Genomic DNA, 26,107 nt, shown 5'->3' with positions numbered 1-26,107 from the left:
AACTCCATAAGCACGCGAATAAATGCGGGAATTATTTTGTCTATAGAGCTGGTTTGTCTTCATGTATAGACAAAGATAGGCTTTTTCATCATTTAATTTATTATTATGCCTAATAGCAAGGCATAAAAAAAGACGGCCTAAGCCGTCTTTTAGAAAAGAATAAATCTTTTATTTATTGATTCGAAGCCATTAAAGCAAAGAATTTGTCAATGTTCGGAAGGATTACAATTCGAGTTCTTCTGTTTTTAGCTCTGTTCTCCTTTGTATCATTGCTTACAAGCGGCTGATAAAAACTTCTTCCTGATGCGATTAATTTTTCAGGAGCCACATCGTAATCGTTTTGTAATTTGCGTACAACAGAAGTAGCACGTAACACACTTAAATCCCAGTTATCTCTGATACCAGCAGATTCAAGTAAAAGTTTATTGTCTGTATGACCTTCTACCATTAAATCAAGGCTCTCTTCAGAGTTGATGATATCAGCTATTTTTTGAAGTATGGCATTTGCTTTATTACTCACTCTATAGCTTCCTGAATTGAATAACATTTTATCAGAAATTGAAATCATCACTACCGTTTCGTCGATATCAATTGCAATATCTTCATCTTCATTCAAGGTGCTGTTATCTAAAGATTTTTGAAGATTGTATGAAACAGCAATATTCATAGAGTCCTTTAAAGATGTCGCCTGACTTACGATAGCAGGATCTACATTTTTAAGGGTTTCACGCATTTGTTCGCGTGCATCATTTGAAATAACCGCTACGTCATCAACAGCAACCATTTTTGAGTTGTTTTCTTCTGTTAATGAGTTTATTTTGCTGTTATATTCATCCACACGTGATTGGATTTTTGCAAATTTAGCCTCTAGCTCTTCTTTCTCAACTTCTGTTTTTTGAAGCTGACTTCTTATTTCACCATTTTCCTGTTCCAGTGCAACATATTTCTTTTTTGAAACACATGAAGTTAGTAGTGCAAAAGTTAGTAATGTGATCGTTACTTTTTTCATATCTAAATTTAATTGTTTTCTATAATTACTTACGGACAGTTGAGAAATATAGATTATTTAGACTTGAAAAAGTTTTATGAATTCATTGTTTATGTCACGTTTACAGGCTTTTATCCCTGAAATATTATTCATTCTTTTCTTTAATAAGGTTTTCGATTTTCCGTTCAGGAACAATCCAGAGGATAGCAACAAACACAATACAACCAAGAGCAAGCCAAATATTAATAAAGGCAGCGGGAATTGAAATGATGTAAAGGACCATAGAAATTAGTTCTTTCTTTCCCTTGTTAAGGGCTTTTTGAAGTACGTGTTCTTTACCATGATATCTTATAAGTGCGATTTCTAATATTCGATAGGCAATTGCAGACATAAGTAAAATAAAACCGTATAGTGCTACCGGCAGGGGGGCCGAATAATTTTCACCAAGCCAACTGGTGGAAAAGGGGATTAAGGATAACCAGAATAACAGATGTAAATTAGCCCATAATATGGTTCCGTTAACTTTTTCCGTAGCCTGCATTAAATGGTGATGGTTATTCCAATAAATTCCCAGGTATATAAAACTTAACAGGTAACTAATAAAGACAGGCCAAACACTGAATAGACTTTCGAGTGTTATTTCTTCCGGGGCCTTCATCTCCAGCACCATGATCGTAATTACAATGGCCAATACACCATCGCTAAAAGCTTCTAATCTTCCCGATTTCATACCCCTGCGTCTTTCTGATGAAAAATTGAGTTCTTTTGGTATTCAACGTGTCGATCGATATAGGCTTTGATAAAAGGGCAATATGGCTTTACTTTTAATCCGTTCTCGTCCGCATAATCCAATACCCCTTTGGCCAAAAAGGACCCAATGCCTTTACCGCTTAATGCTTTGGGGACCTCCGTATGTATATATGCAATTCCACCTTTAAACAATTTATAGTCAACAAACGCTATAGAGTTTTCGTAGTGCACCTCAAACCTTTTTTGAGGCTCGTTATTAATAAGCTTCAATTCCATTAGAATAAATTTTAATCAAACCTATGAACATTCAATGAGTACTGCATTGATGTATGATAAGTTACTTAATTGAAACGAAATTCAGGTCTTTAACAAGATTTAATGTTTAATTAAATGATTAATTGCCGCTTTATAAGTTTGTCCGACTGGTATTTTATGTTGTTTGATTAAAATTCTGTTTCCTTCAATGATATCAATATGATCAAGAGCAACAAGAAATGATTTATGAACCCTTAAAAACTTTTTTGACGGAAGCATATGTTCTAAAGTAGAAATTTTTTCATGACATACAATAGATTCATTGAGGAGTACCACCTTTGAATAATTACCACAAGCTTCAATAAACAAAATATGATCGATATCAATTTGATGGTGCCTTTTATTTCCTTTAAGGAAGATTCTTTTAAGACTGATATCATCAGGAGTTGATGTTCCATTTTTAGACAAAGATGTTATGTTTATGGACACTTTATTGATGGCTTTCATAAAGCGCTCAAAACTGAATGGTTTTAATAAATAATCGCACACATTCAGTTCATACCCTTCCAATGCATGATCTTTATAAGCGGTGGTTATGATTATTTCGGGAGGATTTGAAAGTGTTTTAATAAAACTGAGCCCGGAAAGCCTGGGCATATTGATATCTAAAAACAGAAGATCAATTTGTTGCTCATTTAATAACTGCATGGCCTCGAATGCATTGAAACAATTACCAGCTTTTTTTAATTGTGGTAAATGTTCGCAATATCCTTCAATTATTCTATGAGCAATGGGCTCATCATCAATGATAATATATGAGATCATACAAGAGTTATTTCCAAACGTGCAATAAAGGTATTATTTTCCTTAATTATTTTAAACCTGTGTCGGTTTGGATATATAAGGTTTAAACGGTGTTTTAAATTGTTTATACCAATACCGGGTTTGGTATTTGCATTACTAATGTCAAAATTGTTTTCAATTTGAAATTCAATTTTGTTTGGTGTGGTATTTAAATTCAAATGAATATAAGCATTTTCGGCCATACTTTCGACGCCATGTTTGAATGCGTTTTCCAGTAATACTATAAAGAGTAAGGGAGCTACCTCCACATTTTTATCGATGTCATGAGTAAATTGTATCTCAATATTTTTTTGATATCTGATGCGATGCAGATCGATATAATTCTCTAAATAGGAGCACTCATTTATAAGCGGAACACAATCGTGTTTTCCTTCATAAATGGTATATCTCATCATGTCCGATAACTTCAATACAATTTCGGGAGCCTCATCTGATTTTTCTACAGTTAGGCCATAAAGGTTGTTCAAGGTATTAAAGAAAAAATGTGGGTTCAATTGACTCTTTAATAAGGCAAGTTCCGCTTCCTTTTTGTCATTTTCCAGCGATTTCACCCATTTCCATTGTTCAAACACCCATAACCCTATAAAAAAGGGAATGGGAATTAATAAAAATGAAACAACGCGTTCTTTGTGTACTTCAAAATATGAATTTCCGAATCTTGCATAGAAAAAGTAAATCAGAATGGCTCCGTAAACGATCAATGCAGGTACTTTATATTTATTGAAAAACCCTGGTGCAATTACATACGTAACCCCAAGCCAGAATGCAATTAATAAGCTTATGGTGATAGGGTTGTCTCTGATCTCGAGAGTGCTGTCAATGGCTACGATCAGGATTAATAATACGCACAAGATCAACAGCTTTAAAAGCAACTGCTTCTGTTTTCGAATGTATGTAAACTTATATATGGGTATAGAAATAAAGAGCCACCAAAACAGAAAAAGTAAAGTGTTTTCTACCCATGCTTTAGGATTGATGATTATAATTCCGGTAACCTTCAGGATTATAAGGATACATATAGTTACTACAGCTCCAAAAAAGAAGGCTTTGTATTTTTTTAAAAATCTCATCATAGGTCAAAAATAAGTCACCAGAGACACATAGAATAAAAATTTTGATGAACAGGATATTTTTTTAATCCAACCGATCCTTATTTAATATGAATTCATTTGGACTCCAATAGCAACTGATGCATGGCCTTTTGAATAGTGTATATCATAAAAAATGGGATAAATTTTTAAGGTACTATAAGTTCGTATTCCATATTTAACATTTATGATATGAACACCTTAAAAATAAGAAATTTAACAAAAACATATTCAAATGGAACCAAAGCTTTAAGTGGGGTTTCCTTAGATATCACCAATGGAATGTTTGGATTGTTGGGAGCCAATGGAGCAGGTAAATCGTCTTTAATGCGTACCATTGCTTCCCTTCAGGAACCCTCATCCGGATCAATACTTTTTAACGAGGTCGATATTCTGCAAAACCCACAGCAAATAAGAAAGCAACTAGGATATCTGCCTCAGGAGTTTGGAGTATACCCTAAAGTATCTGCAGAAAAACTATTAGATCATCTCGCGGTATTAAAGGGTATCACCGGCAAGAAAGTGAGACGGAACCAAATCGAAGCTTTACTGCAACAGACCAACCTATACGATCATCGTAAAAAATCAGTATACACCTTTTCAGGAGGAATGAAACAAAGATTCGGAATTGCCCAGGCCTTATTAGGAAACCCACAATTGATTATTGTGGATGAGCCTACCGCAGGATTGGATCCGGCAGAGCGTAATCGCTTTCTGAATTTGTTAAGTGAAATAGGAGAGAACGTAGTGGTTATTTTGTCTACTCATATTGTAGAAGACATACGCGATCTATGCAAAAGCATGGCTATTTTGTCTAAAGGACAAATTATAGAGCAGGGAAACCCCAAAGAACTGGTCAAGAAACTGCAGGGCAAGATTTGGTCTAAAATCATCACAAAAAATGATTTGGATACCTACCATCGAAATTTCGATGTTATTTCAGCACGTTTAATCTCCGGAGAAACCCAGATTCGAGTCGTTTCAGACCCACACCCGGGCTTCGATTTTGAGCCGGTGGAAGCGAACCTGGAAGATTTGTATTTCTCTTCATTAATTAATCAATCAATTTAATTCGATATCTATGTTTAGACATCTAATTCTGTTTGAAGCTTATTATCAGTTAAGACAGCGTGCATTTCTATGGCTTTCCATACTTTTTCTTGGATTTGGTATTTTAATGGGAAAGCAAGGCGCTACAAGAGGCGAACTATTTTATAATTCCGCTTACGCTATAGCCCACATAACATCATTATTTACTTTAGGGAGTGTATTCATTATCATGTTTTTTACAGTCAGTGGTATTCTTCGCGACAAGCAATTTAATATGGCTCCATTAGTGTATTCAACCCCTTTAAAAAAGCTTCGCTTTTTTGTTGTCAGGTTTTTAGGGGTATACCTTAGCAGTGTACTGACTTTTTCTATGTTTTTAATTGGTTTCCTCATCAGTACCTTTTTACCAGGCATTGATCCCGGACGAATAAGCTCATTTGATTTTTCACACTACGCATGGGCCATTTGTTGTATCATTATGCCTAATATATTTATCGGTTCGGCTATCATCTTTTCCGTCGGACTTTTCGCCAAAAATAACATTGCCATCTATGTGAGTGCTGTAGGTGTCTATACCTTGTATTTTATTAGTTCCATTTACTTAAATTCTCCTTTAATGGCACAGGCTGTACCGGCTTCTCCTGAAGGTATGGCTATAGCGGCAATTTCTGATCCCTTTGCGATTTCAGCATTTTTTGAGCAGACGCAATATTGGACGCCTTTTCAAAAAAACACGGAAATGATTGCTTTCTCGGGTTATTTTATGTGGAACAGAATGCTGTGGTTCACAGTTGCATTCCTACTGTTGCTTATTACCTTCAGGCGTTTTTCTTATCGAAATATTAGTAAAACCATAAAAAGGCGAGGGGTAATAGCGGTTGAGTCTAAGGAAATGAAGGCATATCAGCCCGTGATACCGGAATTGACCAAAAGAAGTCAGCGACAAGCTTTTCTTTCCCTACTTAAAGCAGATTTAAATGGAGTGTTTAAAAGTCTTCCTTTTGTAGCTATTTCAATTTGCTGGATCATTATTGTAATATCCGAAGTCTATTCCAGAGTTCATCAGGGGGGGCAGTACAATGATAGTTTATACCCGACAACTAACCTCCTGATAGGATTGATATCTCAGCCCTTAGCCATTCTTAGTACCATCCTTATTATTTTTTATGGAGGTGAATTGTATTGGAGAGATCGAAGTCATGGTTTACATGTTATTGTAGACGTTACACCTGTCGAAAACCGAACACTTTACTTTTCAAAAGTTATAACCTTAGTGACATTGCCTTTGGTACTGATGGTTACCGGGATCTTAATATGTTTAGGTTTTCAAATAAGCTTAGGTTATTACAACTTTGAATTAAAACAATACCTGATGATGCTTTATCATCAGGGTATTCCTGTGTTTATATACAGTTCAATCACTTTATTTATGCATACGATGTTCAATAATAAATATATAGGAATGACACTTACCGGAGTGTTGATAATTGTGCTGGGGACTCAGGTAGCCGGTTTCCTGGGTATCGAACATCCTTTATTTCATTTTGGAGCCTTACCAACACCCGGATATACAAATATGAACGGATACGGTGATCAAACCAAAATGTTTAATCACCTCGCGTTATATTGGTTGGCAATTGCATTTTTGTTGGTGTTCTTCGGTTATAAATTGTGGAAAAGAGGAGAAGTTACACGGCTTCATTATCGTTGGCGGATATTGCGATCCGGCTGGAATCAAAAGAGCAATTTAATTCTAATTTGTTTGTCGGTTACTTTTTTGTGTTCCGGTGCAGTCATATACCATAATACCAATATAGAGGTATCTTACCATAGTACGGCCGATTACATAAACAAAAGGGAAGTCTATGAGCGATTATACAAGCAATATGACACCTTGCCCCAGCTATTTCCATTGTCCATAAAAACTAAGGTAGATTTATACCCACATAAAAGGCAGTTCAAGGTACAGGCTGAATATATCCTACAGAATAAAGGAACAGAAAGATTGACAGAGATCTTTGTAACTGAAAAGGAACCATTGAAATTCTTAAGCTTTGAAAATGCTGCTTTAATAGAACAGGATCCTGACCTGGGAGTTTATCTGTTTCAACTCGCCGAGCCATTAGCACCTAAAGATTCCATTCAAATGCGATATGAAATCAACTATAAACAAAAGGGGTATGAAATCAACCCGGGAATTATAGAAAATGGAAGTTACATCATGCATAAGGATTTTAGTCCGGTTTTAGGGTATCGGAATAGTTTAGAAATACAAAATAGTTACGAACGTACAAAAAGGGACTTACCACCCTTAGAATCCAGTGTAGTTAGTGATGAACATATCATAAATGAAGCGATGGGATTTGGGAAGGTGACTTATGAAACTCTCATCTCCACCAGTATCGATCAAATAGCTATTGGTTCAGGAGACTTAACCGAAAAGTGGACTGAGGAGGATCGAAAGTACTACAGATACAAAGCCAAAGATAAAGTAGTTCCAACAGCGGGATATTTCTCAGCCTGTTATGATACTTTGGTTGATCATTACAAGGGAATAAGGATAGAGCAGTATTTTCATCCCCAACATCAGTTTAACATTAAGGAGATTCAAAGATCAGCTCGATATGCTTTAGATTATTGTATTTCTAATTTTGGGAATTACGACTTTAATCACCTCCGAATTGCAGAGGTACCGGGGCATTGGCCCATGGGTGGCTATGCTCATCCGGGCACTATCAGTATGGTAGAAAACAGGTTGTATTTGTCGGATGTAAGAGAAGAACAGGAATTCAACCTGGTTGCAAAAAGGACGATTCACGAGGTGTCGCATCAATGGTGGGGACATGGGTTAACGCCAAAGATTGTTGCAGGAGGAGCCTTATTGATAGAAGGACTTGCCAAGTACACAGAAGCTATGGTCATGGAGAAAATGTATGGAAAAAGAGCACTTTGGGATCTCAGTGAGAATGCCAACCGGCTTTATTTTTCAGGTCGTTCCTATCATGAGCAGCTGGAATCGCCTTTATACAAGGTAGAAGGGGAGCGCTTTCTTTCGTATGGCAAGGCTCATACCGTTCTGTATGCTTTAAGTGAATTAATAGGAGAAAGCAAAGTCAACAAGGTTTTAAAGCGGCTGCTGGAAGAGCAAAGAACGGCACCGGCATTTTCTGTAACTTCAATAGCCTTTATCAACGAACTTTATAAAGAGACTCCAGGTAAATATCATGCTTTGATTGACGATTGGTTTAAAAAAATCATCACTTATGATTTAAAAGTAGAAGAAGTAGAAATAAAATCATTGGAAAATGGGAAATACCAGGTGAGCATGTGTATTGCTGCAAAACGATATCAAACCTTAGAAGACGGGAGTGAAAAAAAAATAACCATCAATGAACCGGTTCCTGTGGGGGTTTTTATGAAACACCCTTCTGAACTTCAGTCAGATGAAGATATTATTTATCTGGATAATCAAAATTTAGCAAAGGAAAAAACAGTCCTGCATTTTATTGTAGATAAGAAACCTCAGTATGTGGCTGTAGATCCATTTGGTACTCGTTTAGACATCAATCGCGTCGATAACATCAAGTAACCCTTATAATTAACCGGGGGCGTTTATACCAGCTCCGAAACGGACTTAGTGGCTCCCGGTTGTAAATTATCTAAGGTTATCGTTGCCACCCTGAACCTTACCAGGCGAAGTGTCGGAAAACCAACAGCAGAGGTCATTTTACGCACTTGTCTAAATTTACCTTCGGTGATAGTAACAGAAATCCAGCTGGTTGGCCCATGGCGTGGATCTCTTATTTTCTTTCGACGTTCGGGAAGTTCAGGAGTCGCAATGCGATGCACCTTACAGGGTTGAGTTTTGTATTTCTTACCATTGATACCAATTAAAACACCTGTCTTAAGTTCGTCGATAGCTTCTTCGTTTATTTCACCATCCACCTGCACATAGTATTCTTTTTCATAACCACCGCTGTTAATTTGATTACATAACTTGCCATCGGTGGTTAATAACAACAAACCCTCCGATTTTTCATCAAGTCGGCCTACAGGCATTGTACCTTCTGGGAAATCAAATAATTCATTGATAAACTTTTTTTTACGAAGTTGTCTGTCGTCATTGCTATTGAGTTGACTGATATACCCGAAAGGTTTAAAATGAATAAAATGTCGATGCTGCATCCCGATGAATTATGGCGCGAATTTAAGGAAATCCAAAAGATAATCAATTGCTTTGTCCGGAACCGAAAAAACAGGAGGTATGTATTTGGTAATTAACCCGATACAGCCTTTAATTGTTAAGGTTATGTCAAATTCTCAGATTTCTCCAATATTTTGGGAGAAGCCATTTTATAAACCATACATTTGCAAAACATTAATATACTATAAATTACAAAGATTATATTTATGAGTAAAGTAAAAGCAAACGATACCGTAAGCGTACATTACACAGGAAAATTATCTAACGGAGAAGTTTTTGATAGCTCTGCAGCCAGAGGTCCTTTAGAAGTAAAACTTGGTGATGGAATGTTAATTCCTGGTTTTGAAAAGGGATTAGTTGGAATGGAAGTTAACGAAAAGAAAACCATTACTATTCCTAAGGAAGAAGCTTACGGAGAAGTAAGAGAAGAGCTTTTTCAAGTTGTTAAAAATGAAGAATTACCACAAGACATAAAACCAGAAGTAGGTATGGGATTAGTTGCGAAAAGCCCTGATGGAGCTGAGCAACAACTTCGTATTGCTGAGGTGAAAGAGGATCATATTGTAATTGATGCTAACCACCCACTTGCTGGACAAGATTTAGTTTTCGATTTAGAATTGATTGAAATTAAATAAGCTAAATAGCAAACCTATAAGGAAGCCGATCAATTCATTGATCGGCTTTTTTTATGACTGATAATTATCATGATCTTTGAATGGAATAGGACGTATTTTTGGGTAAAATATAAATTATATAACTATGTTTCTTTCCGATATAGAAATTGCCCATTCAAATCCGATGACCCACATTAAAAACATAGCTCATAAACTATATCTAGATGATAAGGATCTTGAGATGTATGGTAATTACAAAGCAAAACTTCCGCTTGAATTAATCGATGAAGATAAAATTGAGAATAGTAACCTGATTCTGGTTACCGCGATTACTCCGACTCCGGCAGGTGAAGGAAAAACTACGGTTTCAATAGGCCTGTCAGAAGGGATGAATTTTATAGGAAAGCAATCAACCGTGGTGCTTCGTGAACCTTCTTTAGGACCTGTTTTTGGCATCAAAGGAGGGGCTGCAGGAGGAGGCTGTTCACAGGTGGTTCCTATGGAAGATATTAACCTCCATTTTACAGGAGATTTTAACGCCATCGAAAAAGCAAATAACTTATTATCGGCACTTATCGATAATAACTTGCAAAGTAAAACAAAGAACTTAAATATCGATCCGAGAACCATTGTCTGGAAAAGGGTAATTGACATGAATGACAGAGCCCTTAGAAATATAATTATCGGACTTGGTGGTACCGCTAATGGTATCCCACGGGAAGAAGGATTTAATATAACTCCAGCTTCTGAAGTTATGGCCATTTTGTGTATGGCTAAAGATTTTGACGATTTAAAAGAACGCCTGGGGAACATATTCATAGGGTATACCTATGATAAAAAGCCAATCTTCGCAAGAGACTTAAAGGCTCAGGATGCTATGGCCATCCTTTTAAAAGATGCCATAAAGCCGAATTTGGTTCAGACACTGGAGAAAAATCCTGCGATTATTCACGGGGGGCCATTTGCGAATATTGCTCAGGGCACCAATTCGATTATTGCCACAAAAATGGCTATGTCACTTTCTGATTATGTGATTACTGAGGCAGGTTTCGGCGCGGATTTAGGAGCTGAAAAGTTTTTGAATATCAAAGCCGCTTATGCCGAATTAAACCCTAAAGCTGTGGTACTCGTAGCGACTATCAGAGCTTTAAAACATCATGGTGGCGTTGCAAAAGAAGATTACAATACACCGAATCTGGAAGCAGTTAAGAAAGGCTTTTGTAATTTGGAGAAACACATAGAGAATATTAAAAAATTCAACCTGACACCGGTAGTGGCCATAAATAGTTTTGTGTCAGATACCATGGAAGAACAAGAATTCATTATACAAAAATGTAAAAGCCTCCAAATCGAAGCTATCGTCTCTAAAAGCTGGCAAATGGGAGGAGAAGGGAATATAGAGTTAGCGAAGACGGTTGCAGACATTGTCGATGAAAATCAGGAAGAATATACCCCATTGTATCAGTGGAGTGATCCTATAGAGAATAAGGTATCCACCATTGCTCGTGAAATATATGGAGCAATTGGTGTGGATTATAGTCCACAGGCTAAACAAAAATTGAAGAAGATTAAGGAGTTAGGATTTGAAAACTTTGCGGTTTGTATGGCCAAAACACAAACTTCATTTTCAGATAATCCTAAGCTAATCGGAAGGCCAGAAGGATTTAATATAACGGTTAGGGATATAGAAATAGCTGCCGGAGCGCAGTTTATAATCCCGATCCTCGGAAGCATGATGCGCATGCCAGGGCTTCCAGAAACACCAGCCTCCGAAGGAATGCATATTGATGAATATGGAACGATCGGTGGATTGTCTTAAAAATCATTAATGCATTCATGAATTCAGGATAAGTTTGGGTAGTTGATTTTTTGTTAAAATTAAATTTTAACTATATTTAAGTCCCAAATCAAAACAAATTATATTGAATACCTTTTATTCATATAACAACCACCCAAACTTACCCTATGAATCTATTCAAAATGCTAAGGTGTGCATTCTTGTTAATGCCTGCTTTATTTTGCTATTCCCAAACTTCGTCCGGAAGTACTGCTGTTGTGTCTTTGGAAATATGTTCAAATGAATCTTCAGTCGATTTATTTACGATGCTAAATGCTGATGCCGTAGCTGGTGGTGTCTGGTCACCAAGCTTGTCGGGAGGCCAGGGAATATTCAACCCGGCTGTGGATAATGAAGGAACCTATTTGTACACTGTAACAACCAACTATGTAACCCTATATGAAGTAGAAGTTGAAGTAAGTGTTGTTGATCCAATAGCAGCGACGACTACCTCAACTACTTTATGCAGCAATGCGGGTCCGGTCGATCTTATCGGTTTTACTAATGACACATCGAATCAAGGTACCTGGGTACCTGAATTATCAAGCGGAACAAGTGTGTTCAATCCAAGTGTCGATGAACCCGGGATTTACTCATATATTGCAAGTGGTGCCTGTGGCACTACGGTTTCAGAAGTATATGTGGAGGTGATCGACACCGCAAATTCCGGAATCAGTACTTCATTATCTATATGTGAAGGTAGCAGTCCGTTTAATTTATTTGATGCCCTGGAAGGAAGCCCCGATTTAGGAGGTACATGGTCTCCGCCTTTAAGAAATGGAAGTGGATATTTTGATCCTCAAAGAGATGCCCCGGGGGTATATAGTTATACGGTTGGAAATGATTATTGTGGTTATTCGAGTGCAAGCGTAACTGTCTCGATAGATCAATCTCCTTTTGCCGGTTCAGATGCTGTAGCAGACTTGTGCGTTAATAATGGTCCTGTCGATTTATATGCTTTTTTGGGTGATGGTCCGGACGCCGGAGGTAGCTGGTCGCCAGCCTTATCAGGTGGTTCAGGCTGGTTTGATCCGTTAACAGATCAGGAGGGAGTCTATACCTATACCATTTCCAATGGCTCCTGTGGTATGGATACGGCAACAGTAGAAGTTCGTTTAATCGATACCAATAACCAACCCAATGTTTCCTTAGCGATTACTGATTTATCCGGCAATAATAGCATTCATGTTCAGATTCCGAACAGGACCAACTACCATTATTCTCTTGATAATATCAATTACCAATCGTCTAATTCATTTACTAATTTATCAGGAGGTAAGTATACGGTTTATATCAGAGAAATCGAGGGTTGTGGTTTTTTTCATAAAGAGGTGGTTTTGCTTGGCGGACCAAAGTTTTTTACACCCAATGGAGATGGTATAAACGATTACTGGAGTTTGTTTGATATTTCAAATATAGATTATACCATTAAGGTTTTTGATCGTTATGGAAGGCCAATCGATACCTTTGATAATCATTCGATAGGATGGGACGGTACTTTTAATGGGAATCCTTTGCCTTCTGCAGATTACTGGTTTTTAGTTAACTTTGAAGATGGCACTACAAAAAACGGTCATTTCACCTTACTTCGTTAGCGGTGTTCCTAAGGTGAAAATTGTTAATAACCTGTTGATAACCGTAATATGTTAACCGTTTAACGATTCATTTTCAACACCTTAACTATAAGTTGTAATTTAAAGTTGATTAATAGCACGAGCCCCACAAGAAGTTTGGTGCTAATATATAAATCGGGTGTTATAAACATGTACAAATGGCCCAAACACCCGATTTCCCTTTTTATTTAGTTAACCCGGTTCCTATCTGTCTCAAAGGTGATTGAAATTATTCTGAAAATCTTCTTCATATTACTGTTCGTATTATCTCTCTAAAGAGATAAAAATTAACTTCTTAAAGAAATGCTAATTTTTTAACATTAAATACTTACTTTATGTTTAAAGTTAGTAACTTATGGAAAAAATAAATTATGGCTTCATTTACACTTCATGTTAATGGAAAAACTCATCAGGTTGATGTAGATCCATCAACGCCAATTTTATGGGTTCTTCGAGATCATCTTAATTTAGTAGGTACCAAATACGGATGTGGAATTGCTCAATGTGGAGCTTGTACCATTCATGTAGAGGGTAGTGCTGTACGTTCGTGTCAATTACCCGTTTCTGCTGTATCATCCCAAAAAATAACAACGATAGAAGGTTTATCAGAACAAGCCGATCATCCGGTGCAGAAGGCGTGGTTAGAGCATGATGTGCCACAATGTGGATATTGCCAGGCAGGTCAAATTATGTCAGCGGCTTCCTTGCTGAATAACAATCCGAATCCATCGGATCAGGAAATCGAAGATACTATGAGTGGAAATATATGTCGTTGTGGAACTTATTTCAGAATTAAGGCAGCGATTAAATCGGCCTCAAATTCGCAGGAGGCATAACATACTTCTTTAAAACAGCTACTTAAAAAATCACACAATGACACTAATAAAAACAACATACGGAAGAAGATCATTTTTAAAAGTATCAGCACTTGCTGGTGGCGGCATGGTTATCGGATTTAGTTGGCTGGCTTCCTGTAAGCCTAAAGTTGATGACGTTGCTAAGATGCCTGATGAATGGTTTGAAATTAATGGCTTTTTAAAAATCGGTGACAACGGAATGATTACAATCATGTCTCCAAATCCGGAGATAGGGCAAAATGTAAAAACCTCTATGCCTATGATTATTGCTGAAGAATTAGATGCAGATTGGAAGGACGTCATCGTTGAACAAGCCCCATTAAATACAGCAGTCTTCACAAGACAATTAGCGGGAGGTAGCCAATCGATTCGACAGAGTTGGGACGGATTGAGAATGGCTGGTGCCGGAGCACGTTATATGCTGGTACAGGCAGCAGCTAAAACCTGGAATGTTCCGGCAGAAGAAATAACCACGGCTGCAGGCGTTCTTAGTCACGAAGCAAGTGGACAAACAGCAGGTTATGGCGAAATGGCTGCTGCTGCAGTTTCAATTCCTGTACCTGAGGAGCTGGAGTTAAAAGAATTTAAAGATTTTAAAATCATAAGAACTTCCCGTAAGAATGTCGATGCTAAAAATATTGTTACCGGAAAACCACTATTTGGTTTAGATTATAAAAAAGAGGGGATGCTGATCGCTATGACTGTTCATCCACCGGCCTTTGGAATGAAACTTAAATCGGTAGAGGATACCGAGGCAAGACAAATGCCGGGAATTAAAGATGTCATGGTCATAAACACCTATGAAGAAGGAACGCCAAGACGATGGTGTGATGTAGATTCATTTCCGGAATTGGTCGTTGTAATCGGAAATTCTACATGGGAGGTGTTACAAGCGAAAAAAGCATTGAATATAGAATGGGAACCTTTTGAAGCTTATGAATATGAAGTCTATGGATGGAGCGAAGAGAATACCTCCAAACATAAAGTGCCATCAGGTTTAGAGAGTACTTCTGATCATTTAATGAGAATGAAAGAGGCCGCAGGAAAGACCGCCAACGTGGTCAGGAAAGATGGTGATCCGGAAAAGGCTTTTAAAAATGCAGATCAGATCATAGAAAGTGTCTATACAGCACCTTTCTTAGCTCATAACACCCTGGAGCCTATGAACTTTTTTGCGGATGTTACTGATGAAAAGGCCGAATTGGTTGGACCCATTCAGACGCCGGAATACATGGAAAAATCAGTCTCAGACCGAATCGGACTTCCATTGGATAAAATTGACATACAGATGACACGTCAGGGAGGGGGTTTTGGAAGACGTCTGTACGGTCATTTTTTGGTAGAGGCGGCCGTTATTTCTCAAAAAGTAAAAGCTCCGGTCAAACTTATTTATACCCGTGAAGATGATATGAGTTTTGGAATTTATCGTCCTGCATATTATGTAACCTATCGTGCTGCTTTGGATAAGGATAAAAACTTAATCGGTTTTCATGTGAAATCCGGTGGCATACCCGAGGCTGCTTTATTTGCCAACAGGTATCCTGCAGGAGCCGTTGAGAATTATCTCGCCGAATCCTGGACACAATCATCAAACATTAGCGTAGGAGCATGGAGAGCTCCAAGCTCTAACTTTATAGCCGGTGCCGAACAATCTTTCCTCGATGAAGTTGCAGAAGCGGCAGGAAAAGATCCGATCGACTTCCGTTTGGAACTTTTTGAAAAGGCTATGAAAAATCCTGTAGGCGAAAGAAATGATTACGACGCAGAGCGTTATGCAGGAGTACTAAAAATGGTGAAAGAGAAATCAGGATGGAATTCGAATAGTGCGGGTCTGCATCGAGGTGTAGCAGCTTATTATTGTCACAACTCTTATGTGGCTAATGTACTCGATATTGAAATGAAAGGTGATAAGCCTGTTATAAAGAAAGTATACTGTACCGTCGATTGTGGAATTGTGGTTAATCCAATCGCAGCTACCAATATGATGGAAGGAGGAACTGTTGATGGTATCGGACATGCCATGTATAGTCAGATGACTTTCAAAGATGGAGTTCCACAGCAAAATAATTTCGATAAATACCGTTTGATCAGGCATAATGAAGCTCCTAAAGAAATAGAGGTACATTTTGTCGATAGTGATGTTCATCCAACCGGACTGGGAGAACCGCCATTACCACCGGTAATGGGTGCCCTTGCTAATGCTTTATATAAGGCAACCGGGAAACGTTTTTATCACCAGCCATTTATGTATAATGGTTCTGAAATGCCGTCATAAATTATATAAAATCCACTTAAAGAAGTATATTTGGATCTTCCGGAGCGCATGAGTTCCGGAAGATCTTTCTTTTTGAGGTAACCCAGGAATTATTCAAAGAAAGATATAGCAGTAAGTATTCAGTAGATAAAAACCCTTAAGTGAAAAATAAAAAGGTCTATTTAAGTATATTTTTTTTAGAAAAAATTGCACCTCTTTCATCTGAATTAAAACAATTTTTTCAAAGTAATATTACGACACATATTTATAAAAAAGGAACGGTTTTAAATGAAAGCGGTCAACTATGTGATAGCCTGTATTTTATAAAAAAGGGAATGATCAGGGGATATCATGTAATTGAAGCTAAGGAGATAACGACATGGATAAGCATTGATAATGAACTGGTAACTTCAATAACCGGCTTCTTTAAAAACGAAAATGCCCGGGAAACCATGCAAACTCTGGAAGATACGGCGGTTGAATATATCAGTTATGATAACCTGCAGAAGGCACTGGCCTTATTCCCGGAAATGAATCAGATATTTACAGCCTTACTGATCGAGTATTATATACATGCAGAAAACAGAACCTTATTATCCAGAATCCCTTCTGCAAAAGGACGCTTTCATTATTTTTTAGAAACCGGTAATAAATTTTTGCTAAATCGCACACCTCATAAATACCTGGCCTCCATGCTTAATATTCGACCGGAAACTTTTAGCAGGATACTAAAAGATTTCAACAGGGAGGATTAGGAGCCCCATCGACTCATGGTATATCTTGACAAATGTCAAGGAAATTGAAGTTTTTAGAGCCTTCTAAACCTGCCTAATCACTAATAGCATACATTTATCCTTGATTGTTGCAAATTGTTTACCCATCGGTGTGTACACACCTCTAAAGCCCGTACGCGATGTCATATTTAATCATTTATGCGTTTGTTATTATATGTGTCACCTTTGCTTTGGGAATAGGCATTGGCTATCATTATGGTCAGAAAAAGAAACGCGATTTCAAAAAGCAAAAAGAGCGCTACAACAGAATTATCAGCACCATAGAAAAAGCAGGGGTACAAGTTTAATGTTAACCCAATTCACTTACGACGCCTTATCAACAACACTCAAGGCCAGTCGAATTTTAAAATAGTCAAGTTGCTCTTCAAAATATTCGTAATAAGGTTTTAATCCGCTGGGATCGTCTAGTTTTTCTTTAGCCTTTTGAACAGCAGCCACTTCATTTTTAGTGATGAAATCATAGATGTTAATGTCTTTTCCGTCACTGTATAGTTTGGCAATATGAGAATAAATGGTGGTCGTCTTTAATTTCCTTTTAATAGAAATCTCCTCAATAGACATTCCGGATTTATAGAGTTCAAAAGTTTTTAGATGCGTATCTGTTTTTCGCGGCTTTTTAATTTTAGATCCCATAAAGTCTAAAATTTCAGCAATAAATCGATCTCCGTAAATTTCCATTTTGTGTTGCCCAACTCCACTAACATTCAACAGTTCGGTTTCACTCATAGGACGAACCTGTTCCATTTCTTTTAGGGTAGCATCATTGAAAATGAGGTAGGCAGGGATGTTTTCTTCCAGTGAAATTTCATAACGCAATTTTCGCAGACGCTCGAACAGGTTATTGACGTTGGTGGTTTTAGCTTTCTTAACTGGAGCTTCCTTAACGCTTTCTTTAATAATTACCGGTTTGGTTAGCCACACCTGTTGATTTTCAAAAAGCACCTTTTTTGATAAATCAGTAAGTTTTAAGGTATTGTTTTCATGAAAAGCTATTTCACAAAGTCCCTGGTTAATAAGCTGAATACAGTAATGCTGCCAGTCTCTCCATCCAATATCGCTGCCAATACCATAGGTTTTTACCTGGTTGAGCTGTCGTTCGAGAATGGTAGCGTTTTGAGCACCGCGAAGAATGTCTATAATGGTTCCAACGCCCTCGCTCTCATTTAATCTTGCAATCGTCGATACTATTTTTTGAGCTATGATAGTGCCGTCAATAAACTTGGGTGGGTTCTTACAAACGTCACAGTTACCGCAGTTTTCAGCTAACAACTCACCGAAATAACTCAATAATATTTTACGTCGGCAACTGGTTGCTTCACTAAATTGTTTCATTCGTTCCAGTTTGGCAAGTTGCACCTCTTCATTACCGCTGCCTTCTGCAAATTTTCGTAATTGAAGTACATCTGCATAGCTGTGGAAGAGCAGGGCATGAGCCTTTAGGCCATCACGACCTGAACGCCCGATTTCCTGGTAGTAGCCTTCCAGGTTTTTGGGCATATTATAATGAATAACCCATCGTACATTCGATTTATCAATACCCATTCCAAAAGCTACCGTAGCACAAACAACCTGCACTTTATCAAACAAATAGTCTTCCTGAACCTTGCTGCGTTCTTCAAAACCCAGGCCTGCATGATAGGCACGGGTATTGATTCCGTTATTTTGTAATGTCTCAGCCAGTTGTTCCGTACTCTTTCTGCTTAGACAATAAATAATACCAGCTTCCTGCGGTCGCTTCTTTATAAAGCGGATAATCTGCTGGGCTCTTTTATCAGCCGGACGAACTTCAATTTCGATATTCTTTCGATCAAAAGAAGATATAAATGAGTGTGCATTAGAAATGTTTAACTGATCGAGTATGTCTTGTCGGGTAGCCTTATCCGCTGTTGCCGTTAAAGCAATTACAGGCGTATTGGGGAGCTGTTTCTTTAAAAAGCCCAATTGTTGATAAGAAGGCCTGAAATCATGCCCCCAGGAAGAGATACAGTGCGCTTCATCAATGGCAACACAACTGATGTAATTTTCCTTGAGTATGTTTTCAAGTCCGGGTAAGCTCTCTGGTGCCACATAGAGTAATTTAAGCTTAGCATCCGCAACCTGATCGATTATTAACTGTTGTTCTTCAGGAGTCTGACTACTGTTAAAGTAAGCCGCTTTTATACCATTGGCATTAAGTCCGTCTACCTGGTCTTTCATCAAGGCGATTAGGGGAGATATCACCAAAGTAACCCCCTTGAACAATAATGCAGGCAATTGAAAACAAATAGATTTTCCGCCTCCGGTAGGCATAATCACCAGGCAATTATTTTTATTGAGGACAGTTTCAATAATTACCTGTTGCTGCCCACGAAAGCTGTCGTAGCCAAAATATTTCTTAAGAGTAGGTATTAATTGATCCTGAAGTTGGGTGCCTGCCATATGCCTTATTTCATTTAGGGCACAAAAGTAATGGATTTAAAAAGAACAGCATAAACAGGATTCAAATACCCTCTTAATTAAAATAAATTACCCCTAATTAACCAAATAGAAGCCTATAAGTTCTTTGAGCTCTTTTTAAAACGGTATCTTTGGAGCATAACATAAATTTTTAATTGAAACTATGGCAAAATCTCAGCAATCGTATAATAAGAGTCAAAGAGAGAAAAAGCGTTTAAAAAAACGTGAGGAAAAGAAAAAGAAAATGGAGGCTCGGAAAGCTGATGTAAAAGAAAATGGTACTAAGGGAATTGAATTTGCATATGTAGATCAATATGGTAATTTAACGGATACCCCTCCGGATCCTTCCGAAAAGATAGAGGTAGAAGCCGCTAATATCGATGTTAGTGTTCCCAAGACGATAGCGTCTGAAGAAGAAATCGATCCGGTTAGAAAAGGAAAAGTTTCCTATTTTGACAACTCTAAAGGATATGGATTCATCATAGACACGGATAATCAGGAAAAGTATTTTACTCATGTAAGCGGACTGATTGATGACATTATGGAAAATGATAAAGTTACATTCGAATTGGAAAAAGGAGCAAAAGGAATGAATGCCGTGAAGGTAACATTGAGAAAATAACTCCAGAAATATAGGAGAACAAAATATAAAAGCTTCCTGGTGATGTAATGCATCAGGAAGCTTTTTTCATTTGGTTTATTCCTGAGAATAGATAATTGTCACTGAACTATAGATTGTTTTCTATATATTTGTTACTATACTTACAAGAGAACAAAAATCTATATATGATGAAAAATAACCGCCTCTTTGATATCATATTAATTGCCATCTTCTTTTTTGGAATAGGATTTTGGACATCGACTTATACCACCAAAAAGACTCCTGGTTGGGAATACGATGAAGAAATAGGGGAGAAAGTTGTTCCTTTATTGAAAAAGATAGATTCCCTTAAGGCTGAAATAGCCGAGCTGAAGAAATCCTAACTTCCAGCAGTAATTATAATTCGGAATATCCATTCAATAAACTGAAAATTTAATTTATCAGGGCATTTGATAGGTTTGAATCTTATAACATTTCTTATTCAAAGAAAGTTCGAGTCATCCATTCAAGCTATTATTCAGGAATTGTTGATATCAACAATTCCTTTATTTTATGTTAAAACAATAACAACTCCATCATTACATAGCAACTTTCCATATTTTCGTTATTCATTTTTAAAGAATAATGGCCGGAAAAGAGGAAATACCTGTAGTCGATAAAATGAATGCGATAGGGGATATTAAAGTAGCGAAGTTTGATATCAATAAACGTTACACCAAACCTCATAAACACAATAAATACCTTGAAATTGTCTTCTTTACCCAAGGGAGTGGATATCATAATCTTGGATTAAATAATTATAGAATCGAACCGCCGGTCCTTTTCTTCGTTAATAAGAATCAGGTACATCATTGGGAGATTGCTACCAAACCCCGGGGGTTTGTGGTTATCATTAAAGAAACTTATCTGAAAAAGGTCAGCGATAAAACCATTACCTCACAACTTCTGCAATTAAATGAGATCGACATATTACAGGTTCCAACAGGAAAGACAGAACATTTAGATTACCTTTTTAAAGCACTATGCAGCGAATACGAACAAAAGAATCCCAACCCGGAAATCTTTGAAGGGATTTTGAAGGTCATCTTAATGAATCTAATAGACTTTAAAGGACAAACCAACAATCATAAACAAGATGTGAAATTACTGTTTCTCAATTTGATTGCGACAGACCTTAAAGTTCATGTGGGGCATTATGCGGAGAAACTATATATGACTCCGCAGAATCTCAATAACTTATGCAAAAGAAGCTTCCAGCAAACAGCTTCCCAGGTTATTTCTTACTATGTCTTAAAAGAAGTTAAATCATTATTGCTATATACGGATTTGAGTATCTCTGATATAGCACATAAATTAAGCTTTCAAGACACTTCAAATTTTATCAAATATTTCAAAAGACATACCGGAATAACACCATTGCAATTTAGAAAAACAGGACAAGTGCTCTAAATACACCATTTATTTTTCATTTATACCATTTTCAGAATTGCCTAAAAAGTATCTTTGACGCCATTAAATGTAATGGTTTAAAACATGAAATATTTCAAATTATTTTCTCTATTGTTTCTTTTCCTTTTTTGTGGAATAAACTTGTATGGTCAGGTTCGCGGAAAAATTATTGATGATGCCAACACTCCTTTAGAATATGCTACGGCTACTATTTACCAGGAAAAGGATAGTACCTTGGTAACAGGAGTGGTTACCGATATAGACGGAAACTTTGAAATACCTGATTTAAAGAAAGGTACTTTTTTTATAAAAGCTTCATTTATAGGTTTTGAACCTCGTTATATCAATAACATTATCATAAATAAGCAGCATAAGACGCAAAACCTGGGAACCATCCAATTAAGATTAGGAAATGAACTTTCGGAGGTAGTGGTAGCAGCCAATAAAAAGAAAGTAATTAGTAAAATAGATCGACAAGTGTTTGAAGCAGATCAGTTTAATACTGCTCAAGGGGGCTCCGGGGCTGATGTCATCAGAAATCTTCCCTCAGTAAATATCGATGGTCAAGGAGAAATTAACGTCAGAGGTTCTAGTGGTTTTGTGGTATTGTTAAACGGTAAGCCGTTACAAAGTAATCCGGCTTCTTTTATCAGTCAACTTCCTGCCAATGCTATTGAAAAAGTAGAGGTTATAACAGCTCCCTCAGCAAAATACGATCCGGAAGGAAAAGCGGGAATGCTTAATATCATCACTAAAAAAGGTGCTTTGAATGGTGCTTTTGCACAAGTAAATATTAAAGGTGGATTACCGTCTATAGAGACCTATGGAAACGAAGAGATACATCGTAGATACGGAGGCGATTTTACATATAACATTCGAAATGACCGTTGGAATGTTTCTTTCGGAGCCAGTTACCAGAGAAATGATCTCGGAGGCAGAAGAGAAGGAGATGTGTTTACGATTATCAATGACACCTTAACCCGCTTCCCATCTACCGGAGAAAGAAGTTTTGATGAGATTAACTATAATGGTCGCCTTACTGTTGATTACAAACTCAATGACCAGAATGACTTTTCTTTTGGATTCTATGCAGGAAAACGAACCAAAGACCGTTTGGCGGATATTGTTTATTATGACAACCATGCAATAACACCTGCTGATGGTGGCGATAGAATCTATACATTTCAATACTTCAATCACAACCTGCGTACCAGAAAAGGGGACTTCATTCTGGGAAGTTTCGATTATGCACATACCTTTCAAAATGAAGCTGAGTTAACGGCTTCTTTCCTTTACGAATATACCTTACTTGGCGGACCCACAGTAAATCAGAATCTGGGTTATCCTGATACCTCCGTAGTTTATCAGGATGAGTATAATACGAACGATAATCCTTTATTTGGATCTAGATTTCAGGTAGATTACGTAAGTAAACCCCTGTCTTTTGGTACATTTTCCTTAGGGTACCAGTTTAGAGGTTTGAGTCATATTGGAGATTTTGTTTATGAGCGATTGAACAATGATACGGGAACCTTTGAACTGGTTCCGGAATTTTCCAGTGACGCAGACCTTAAGAGAAACATTCATTCGGGCTACCTGCAACTGGATGGTACTAAAAATAAATGGGAATATAGCGCCGGAATTCGTCTTGAAAGTATGGATCGTTCATACGACCTTAAAGATAAAATAGGAATTGTAGACACGACCTATCACTACGATTTCATTAAACTATTCCCGTCGGCAAGTGTACAGTACGCCCTGAATGAAACCACAGATCTGAAAGCAGCATATTCCAAGCGTATTGAAAGAACCACAACATTTAAAATGAATCCATTTCCCGAAAGAGAACATTCAGAAACTCTGGAACAAGGAGATCCCACGCTAAAACCAGAATTCATTGACTTGTTTGAAATCGGAGTGAATAAAGATTTAAAGAATGGAAATACCTTATTTGCGACAGCCTATTACCGTAACGTTAAGAATGTGGTGAACAGAGTTAATACGGTCTATAATGATACAATTTTAAACAGGATCTATTCGAATGTCGGGAATGCAAAAACCATCGGATTGGAATTAGGATCTCAGTTCAATGTCACAGAAAAGTGGAGTAATTATATAGGAGGGAACCTAAACCATTACAACTTAAAGGGAAGCTTTAATAATGCTCCTGTAAACACCAATAATACTGTGTATTCCATAAATATCAACTCGACTTATGAGTTCTGGAAAACTGCTTCCGTACAGTTTAATTTTAACTATTTGTCTGAGCGAGTTACTGCTCAAGGGGAGGATTCCAGGTTTTATTCACCGAATCTTACTTTTCAAAAATCTTTTTTAAATAACAGGCTAACGGCCACCTTACAATGGCTTAATATGGATATGGGGCTTTTAAATACGAATGAACAGCGAATTACCACTTACAGTCCCAATCAGTTTTATACGACTACCAATTACATCTATGAAGTGGATATGGTACTGTTAAATCTCTCTTATACTTTAAAATCAGGTAAAAACAAATCGAAATTTATCGACAGTGAGTTCGGTAAGCAAGAGTTTTAATGATTATAACATATATGCGTACTCAGAAGGCATCACACCTCATGGTTTGATGTCTTTTTTTTAGGATTGAATTCTTTTGAAAAATGCTTCTTTATAGCGGTCACCAACTGGAATTATATTTTGTAAACAAGTTGTAATACGATTGCGTTCTATAGAGGTAATATGCTCTAAATTGACAATATAAGACTTGTGAACACGGTAAAAACTACCTGGGAGTTTGTCTTGTAAGTCCTTGAGATTGTCCAGGCTTAACACTTTACTGCCATCGGTTAAATAATAGGCAATATAATCACTATCAGATTTGATGTATACAATGTCCTTTAAAAGTAATTTTAATGTTTTATAACCGCTTTTTACAAAAATAAAGTCATCTGAACCTCCAATAACAGGAGTATCTTCATTAGGAGTTAGTTTATCGATCGCCTTGCAAAATCGGTGGTAGGGAATGGGCTTTAGTAAATAATCCACCACATTATACTCATATCCATCCATGGCATATTCCGTGTATGCAGTAGTGAGTATAATTCGACATTGTTCTTTTACGATTTTCATAAACTGTATCCCGGTTAATTCGGGCATCTGAATATCCAGCAGTAATAGATCAACTTTACCCTCTTGTACCATTTGTAAAACCTCAAAAGGATCGGTACTGGCCAATACCAACTCAAGGGAAGCTGTTTTTGCTACATAATCGTTCAGAATATCTAGTGCTAAAGGTTCATCATCTAAAATGGCTGTTCTTATGCTCATGAATGTATAGTTAAATCGACGCTGAAGTGCGTGGCAGTATGATTAATTACCAGACGATGCTTGTCCGGATATAGTAAATCTAATCTTTTTCGGATATTATCCAGACCAATTCCTTTCTGGTGGTCTTTGTTCTTTTTTCCAATCTTATTTTCTGAAATAAACCGAACATGGTCATTTTCAGCCGATAAAGAGAGTTTGTATGGGTCATCTTTGTGGGTTAGAATACCATGTTTAAATGCATTTTCGACAAAGGCAATCAGTAAGTAAGGAGGTATTTGAAATCCATTAATACGTCCGCTTTTTTCTGTGGCCAACTGCAGTGGTTCATTAAGCCTTATAGCCTGTAGCGAAATAAAGTCCTGCAACATATCCCATTCCTGATCAAGATCAACCATCTCGTTTTTCTCGTATAGCACATAGCGCATTAAATTACTTAATTGTAAGATCGCCTCCGGAGTTTCTTCTGCCTTTTTATAGGCCAGTGCATAAATAGAATTTAATGCATTAAATAAGAAATGAGGACTTACCTGTAAGCGCAGAAAATCCAACTCTGCATTTCTCGTTATAACCTCCATAGCTGCCTTTTCTTTTTGCAGTCTAATCTGATGATCAAGCAGAAATAATAAGAATCCTACGACGATATAAATGCTGGCATAATATAAATTATCACTAACGTAATATTGAAAGGTGACCCCGGTGAAATAATTCCCATGTCCAATTAATAGCGGACTGATAACTTCTTCCAGCAAATATCGAAAGCTTATAAAAAATACATATAACAATACCACGACCCCGATAATATGGAGCCATTTGCGTTGTGGCCATACAAGATTCCACAGTTTATAACTTAACCAGAAAGTTGCAGTCATATATACGAGTGTGGTAATATGATAAAAACTGAAGAACTTATTCCATTCCACACGATTTCCCTGACTCAGAGTGTTTATGAGGTCAAACCCAAATAAAAAAAGGAGGATACAGATCCCGTAAAGTAAAAGGCGTTGTTTTTTAGTCATGTAGGCAAATGTAGCATGTATGTGAGGTTAAAGATAAACAAATCTGTAAACCCGTGAATCGAATCGGTGAACCCGTTCAAGTCTTAATTTCCGTGTTTACAGTTTTGTTTTCTGGGTTTACAGAACTT

22 protein-coding genes are annotated in these 26,107 nt (G+C 37.2%); 13 read left to right on the top strand and 9 right to left on the bottom strand.

Annotated elements, in window-relative coordinates; translation table 11 throughout:
* Window positions 1–172: 172 nt before the first annotated feature.
* The 5 genes from BM361_RS13010 to BM361_RS12990 form a co-directional block, all read right to left on the bottom strand.
* Entirely contained in the window at window positions 173–1,009 is an 837-nt protein-coding gene (locus BM361_RS13010) for an OmpA/MotB family protein (RefSeq protein WP_038263826.1), read from the bottom strand.
* 124 nt (window positions 1,010–1,133) lie between these two features.
* On the bottom strand, window positions 1,134–1,718 hold the full coding sequence (locus BM361_RS13005) for a TMEM175 family protein (protein WP_038263823.1): 585 nt from the start codon (window positions 1,716–1,718) through the stop codon (window positions 1,134–1,136).
* On the bottom strand, window positions 1,715–2,014 hold the full coding sequence (locus BM361_RS13000; protein ID WP_074979357.1) for a GNAT family N-acetyltransferase: 300 nt from the start codon (window positions 2,012–2,014) through the stop codon (window positions 1,715–1,717). The genes BM361_RS13005 and BM361_RS13000 overlap by 4 nt, the downstream gene beginning before the upstream one ends.
* A 99-nt stretch (window positions 2,015–2,113) precedes the next feature.
* Complete coding sequence (locus BM361_RS12995) at window positions 2,114–2,818, bottom strand: LytR/AlgR family response regulator transcription factor (RefSeq protein WP_074979355.1); 705 nt, start codon at window positions 2,816–2,818, stop codon at window positions 2,114–2,116.
* Entirely contained in the window at window positions 2,815–3,930 is a 1,116-nt protein-coding gene (locus tag BM361_RS12990; RefSeq protein WP_074979353.1) for a sensor histidine kinase, read from the bottom strand. The genes BM361_RS12995 and BM361_RS12990 overlap by 4 nt, the downstream gene beginning before the upstream one ends.
* Window positions 3,931–4,137: 207 nt before the next feature.
* Here BM361_RS12990 and BM361_RS12985 point away from each other — a divergent pair, with 207 nt between their 5' ends.
* Window positions 4,138–5,016, top strand: a complete 879-nt coding sequence (locus tag BM361_RS12985; RefSeq protein WP_074979351.1) for an ABC transporter ATP-binding protein — start codon at window positions 4,138–4,140, stop codon at window positions 5,014–5,016.
* Window positions 5,017–5,026: 10 nt separating this feature from the next.
* A complete protein-coding gene (locus BM361_RS12980) occupies window positions 5,027–8,584 on the top strand; it encodes an ABC transporter permease/M1 family aminopeptidase (RefSeq protein WP_074979349.1) in 3,558 nt (1,185 codons plus the stop codon).
* A 23-nt stretch (window positions 8,585–8,607) separates the two neighbouring features.
* Here the strand turns inward: BM361_RS12980 and BM361_RS12975 are convergent, their stop codons facing one another.
* Window positions 8,608–9,180, bottom strand: a complete 573-nt coding sequence (locus BM361_RS12975; RefSeq protein WP_074979347.1) for a pseudouridine synthase — start codon at window positions 9,178–9,180, stop codon at window positions 8,608–8,610.
* 225 nt (window positions 9,181–9,405) lie between these two features.
* Here BM361_RS12975 and BM361_RS12970 point away from each other — a divergent pair, with 225 nt between their 5' ends.
* The 7 genes from BM361_RS12970 to BM361_RS17005 all read left to right on the top strand — a co-directional run bounded on the left by BM361_RS12970 (window position 9,406) and on the right by BM361_RS17005 (window position 17,455).
* The gene (locus BM361_RS12970; protein ID WP_074979345.1) at window positions 9,406–9,834 is read left to right on the top strand and encodes an FKBP-type peptidyl-prolyl cis-trans isomerase; all 429 of its coding nucleotides are present in this window, start codon (window positions 9,406–9,408) and stop codon (window positions 9,832–9,834) included.
* 124 nt (window positions 9,835–9,958) lie between these two features.
* Complete coding sequence (locus BM361_RS12965) at window positions 9,959–11,632, top strand: formate--tetrahydrofolate ligase (protein ID WP_038263803.1); 1,674 nt, start codon at window positions 9,959–9,961, stop codon at window positions 11,630–11,632.
* Window positions 11,633–11,778: 146 nt separating this feature from the next.
* Window positions 11,779–13,245 carry a T9SS type B sorting domain-containing protein gene (locus BM361_RS12960; RefSeq protein WP_083425947.1) on the top strand — a complete coding sequence of 489 codons (1,467 nt, stop codon included), beginning with the start codon at window positions 11,779–11,781 and terminating at the stop codon, window positions 13,243–13,245.
* Window positions 13,246–13,634: 389 nt separating this feature from the next.
* Complete coding sequence (locus BM361_RS12955) at window positions 13,635–14,099, top strand: (2Fe-2S)-binding protein (protein WP_074979341.1); 465 nt, start codon at window positions 13,635–13,637, stop codon at window positions 14,097–14,099.
* Between the two features lie 37 nt (window positions 14,100–14,136).
* On the top strand, window positions 14,137–16,395 hold the full coding sequence (locus BM361_RS12950) for a xanthine dehydrogenase family protein molybdopterin-binding subunit (RefSeq protein WP_074979339.1): 2,259 nt from the start codon (window positions 14,137–14,139) through the stop codon (window positions 16,393–16,395).
* A 140-nt stretch (window positions 16,396–16,535) separates the two neighbouring features.
* On the top strand, window positions 16,536–17,129 hold the full coding sequence (locus BM361_RS12945) for a Crp/Fnr family transcriptional regulator (protein ID WP_074979337.1): 594 nt from the start codon (window positions 16,536–16,538) through the stop codon (window positions 17,127–17,129).
* A gap of 158 nt (window positions 17,130–17,287) precedes the next feature.
* The gene (locus BM361_RS17005; protein WP_161808346.1) at window positions 17,288–17,455 is read left to right on the top strand and encodes a hypothetical protein; all 168 of its coding nucleotides are present in this window, start codon (window positions 17,288–17,290) and stop codon (window positions 17,453–17,455) included.
* Window positions 17,456–17,471: 16 nt separating this feature from the next.
* Here the strand turns inward: BM361_RS17005 and recQ are convergent, their stop codons facing one another.
* The gene (gene recQ / locus BM361_RS12940) at window positions 17,472–19,586 is read right to left on the bottom strand and encodes a DNA helicase RecQ (RefSeq protein ID WP_074979335.1); all 2,115 of its coding nucleotides are present in this window, start codon (window positions 19,584–19,586) and stop codon (window positions 17,472–17,474) included.
* A 181-nt stretch (window positions 19,587–19,767) separates the two neighbouring features.
* Between recQ and BM361_RS12935 the strand changes: the two genes are divergently transcribed.
* From BM361_RS12935 to BM361_RS12920, 4 genes are all read left to right on the top strand, one after another.
* The gene (locus tag BM361_RS12935) at window positions 19,768–20,226 is read left to right on the top strand and encodes a cold-shock protein (RefSeq protein WP_038263786.1); all 459 of its coding nucleotides are present in this window, start codon (window positions 19,768–19,770) and stop codon (window positions 20,224–20,226) included.
* A gap of 164 nt (window positions 20,227–20,390) precedes the next feature.
* Window positions 20,391–20,588: a hypothetical protein gene (locus BM361_RS12930; RefSeq protein WP_038263784.1), complete on the top strand. Its 198-nt coding sequence runs from the start codon at window positions 20,391–20,393 to the stop codon at window positions 20,586–20,588.
* A gap of 241 nt (window positions 20,589–20,829) precedes the next feature.
* On the top strand, window positions 20,830–21,654 hold the full coding sequence (locus tag BM361_RS12925; protein WP_074979333.1) for an AraC family transcriptional regulator: 825 nt from the start codon (window positions 20,830–20,832) through the stop codon (window positions 21,652–21,654).
* 84 nt (window positions 21,655–21,738) lie between these two features.
* A complete protein-coding gene (locus tag BM361_RS12920; protein ID WP_074979331.1) occupies window positions 21,739–24,213 on the top strand; it encodes a TonB-dependent receptor in 2,475 nt (824 codons plus the stop codon).
* 60 nt (window positions 24,214–24,273) lie between these two features.
* On the opposite strand, the gene BM361_RS12915 is transcribed toward BM361_RS12920, so the two are convergent.
* Together BM361_RS12915 and BM361_RS12910 are read right to left on the bottom strand one after the other, a co-directional pair.
* Window positions 24,274–24,963 (bottom strand): LytR/AlgR family response regulator transcription factor, encoded by a 690-nt coding sequence (locus BM361_RS12915; RefSeq protein WP_074979329.1) that lies wholly within the window; start codon window positions 24,961–24,963, stop codon window positions 24,274–24,276.
* Entirely contained in the window at window positions 24,960–25,979 is a 1,020-nt protein-coding gene (locus BM361_RS12910) for a sensor histidine kinase (RefSeq protein WP_074979327.1), read from the bottom strand. The genes BM361_RS12915 and BM361_RS12910 overlap by 4 nt, the downstream gene beginning before the upstream one ends.
* Window positions 25,980–26,107 lie beyond the last annotated feature (128 nt).

The sequence above is a fragment of the Zhouia amylolytica genome, assembly GCF_900116365.1.
In the GTDB taxonomy this organism is placed as follows: Bacteria; Bacteroidota; Bacteroidia; order Flavobacteriales; family Flavobacteriaceae; genus Zhouia; species Zhouia amylolytica.
The sequence above is the reverse complement of the archived record's forward strand: the minus strand, read 5'-3'. Positions and strand labels throughout refer to the sequence as shown.

Coding starts and splice junctions, on each gene's coding strand:
- BM361_RS13000 (WP_074979357.1), bottom strand. CDS start 2,014: ATGGAATTGAAGCTTATTAATAACGAGCCTCAAAAAAGGTTTGAGGTG.
- BM361_RS13005 (WP_038263823.1), bottom strand. CDS start 1,718: ATGAAATCGGGAAGATTAGAAGCTTTTAGCGATGGTGTATTGGCCATT.
- BM361_RS12910 (WP_074979327.1), bottom strand. CDS start 25,979: ATGACTAAAAAACAACGCCTTTTACTTTACGGGATCTGTATCCTCCTT.
- BM361_RS13010 (WP_038263826.1), bottom strand. CDS start 1,009: ATGAAAAAAGTAACGATCACATTACTAACTTTTGCACTACTAACTTCA.
- BM361_RS12975 (WP_074979347.1), bottom strand. CDS start 9,180: ATGCAGCATCGACATTTTATTCATTTTAAACCTTTCGGGTATATCAGT.
- BM361_RS12955 (WP_074979341.1), top strand. CDS start 13,635: ATGGCTTCATTTACACTTCATGTTAATGGAAAAACTCATCAGGTTGAT.
- BM361_RS12915 (WP_074979329.1), bottom strand. CDS start 24,963: ATGAGCATAAGAACAGCCATTTTAGATGATGAACCTTTAGCACTAGAT.
- BM361_RS12925 (WP_074979333.1), top strand. CDS start 20,830: ATGGCCGGAAAAGAGGAAATACCTGTAGTCGATAAAATGAATGCGATA.
- BM361_RS12950 (WP_074979339.1), top strand. CDS start 14,137: ATGACACTAATAAAAACAACATACGGAAGAAGATCATTTTTAAAAGTA.
- BM361_RS17005 (WP_161808346.1), top strand. CDS start 17,288: ATGTCATATTTAATCATTTATGCGTTTGTTATTATATGTGTCACCTTT.
- recQ (WP_074979335.1), bottom strand. CDS start 19,586: ATGGCAGGCACCCAACTTCAGGATCAATTAATACCTACTCTTAAGAAA.
- BM361_RS12960 (WP_083425947.1), top strand. CDS start 11,779: ATGAATCTATTCAAAATGCTAAGGTGTGCATTCTTGTTAATGCCTGCT.
- BM361_RS12985 (WP_074979351.1), top strand. CDS start 4,138: ATGAACACCTTAAAAATAAGAAATTTAACAAAAACATATTCAAATGGA.
- BM361_RS12935 (WP_038263786.1), top strand. CDS start 19,768: ATGGCAAAATCTCAGCAATCGTATAATAAGAGTCAAAGAGAGAAAAAG.
- BM361_RS12980 (WP_074979349.1), top strand. CDS start 5,027: ATGTTTAGACATCTAATTCTGTTTGAAGCTTATTATCAGTTAAGACAG.
- BM361_RS12965 (WP_038263803.1), top strand. CDS start 9,959: ATGTTTCTTTCCGATATAGAAATTGCCCATTCAAATCCGATGACCCAC.
- BM361_RS12930 (WP_038263784.1), top strand. CDS start 20,391: ATGATGAAAAATAACCGCCTCTTTGATATCATATTAATTGCCATCTTC.
- BM361_RS12995 (WP_074979355.1), bottom strand. CDS start 2,818: ATGATCTCATATATTATCATTGATGATGAGCCCATTGCTCATAGAATA.
- BM361_RS12970 (WP_074979345.1), top strand. CDS start 9,406: ATGAGTAAAGTAAAAGCAAACGATACCGTAAGCGTACATTACACAGGA.
- BM361_RS12990 (WP_074979353.1), bottom strand. CDS start 3,930: ATGATGAGATTTTTAAAAAAATACAAAGCCTTCTTTTTTGGAGCTGTA.
- BM361_RS12920 (WP_074979331.1), top strand. CDS start 21,739: ATGAAATATTTCAAATTATTTTCTCTATTGTTTCTTTTCCTTTTTTGT.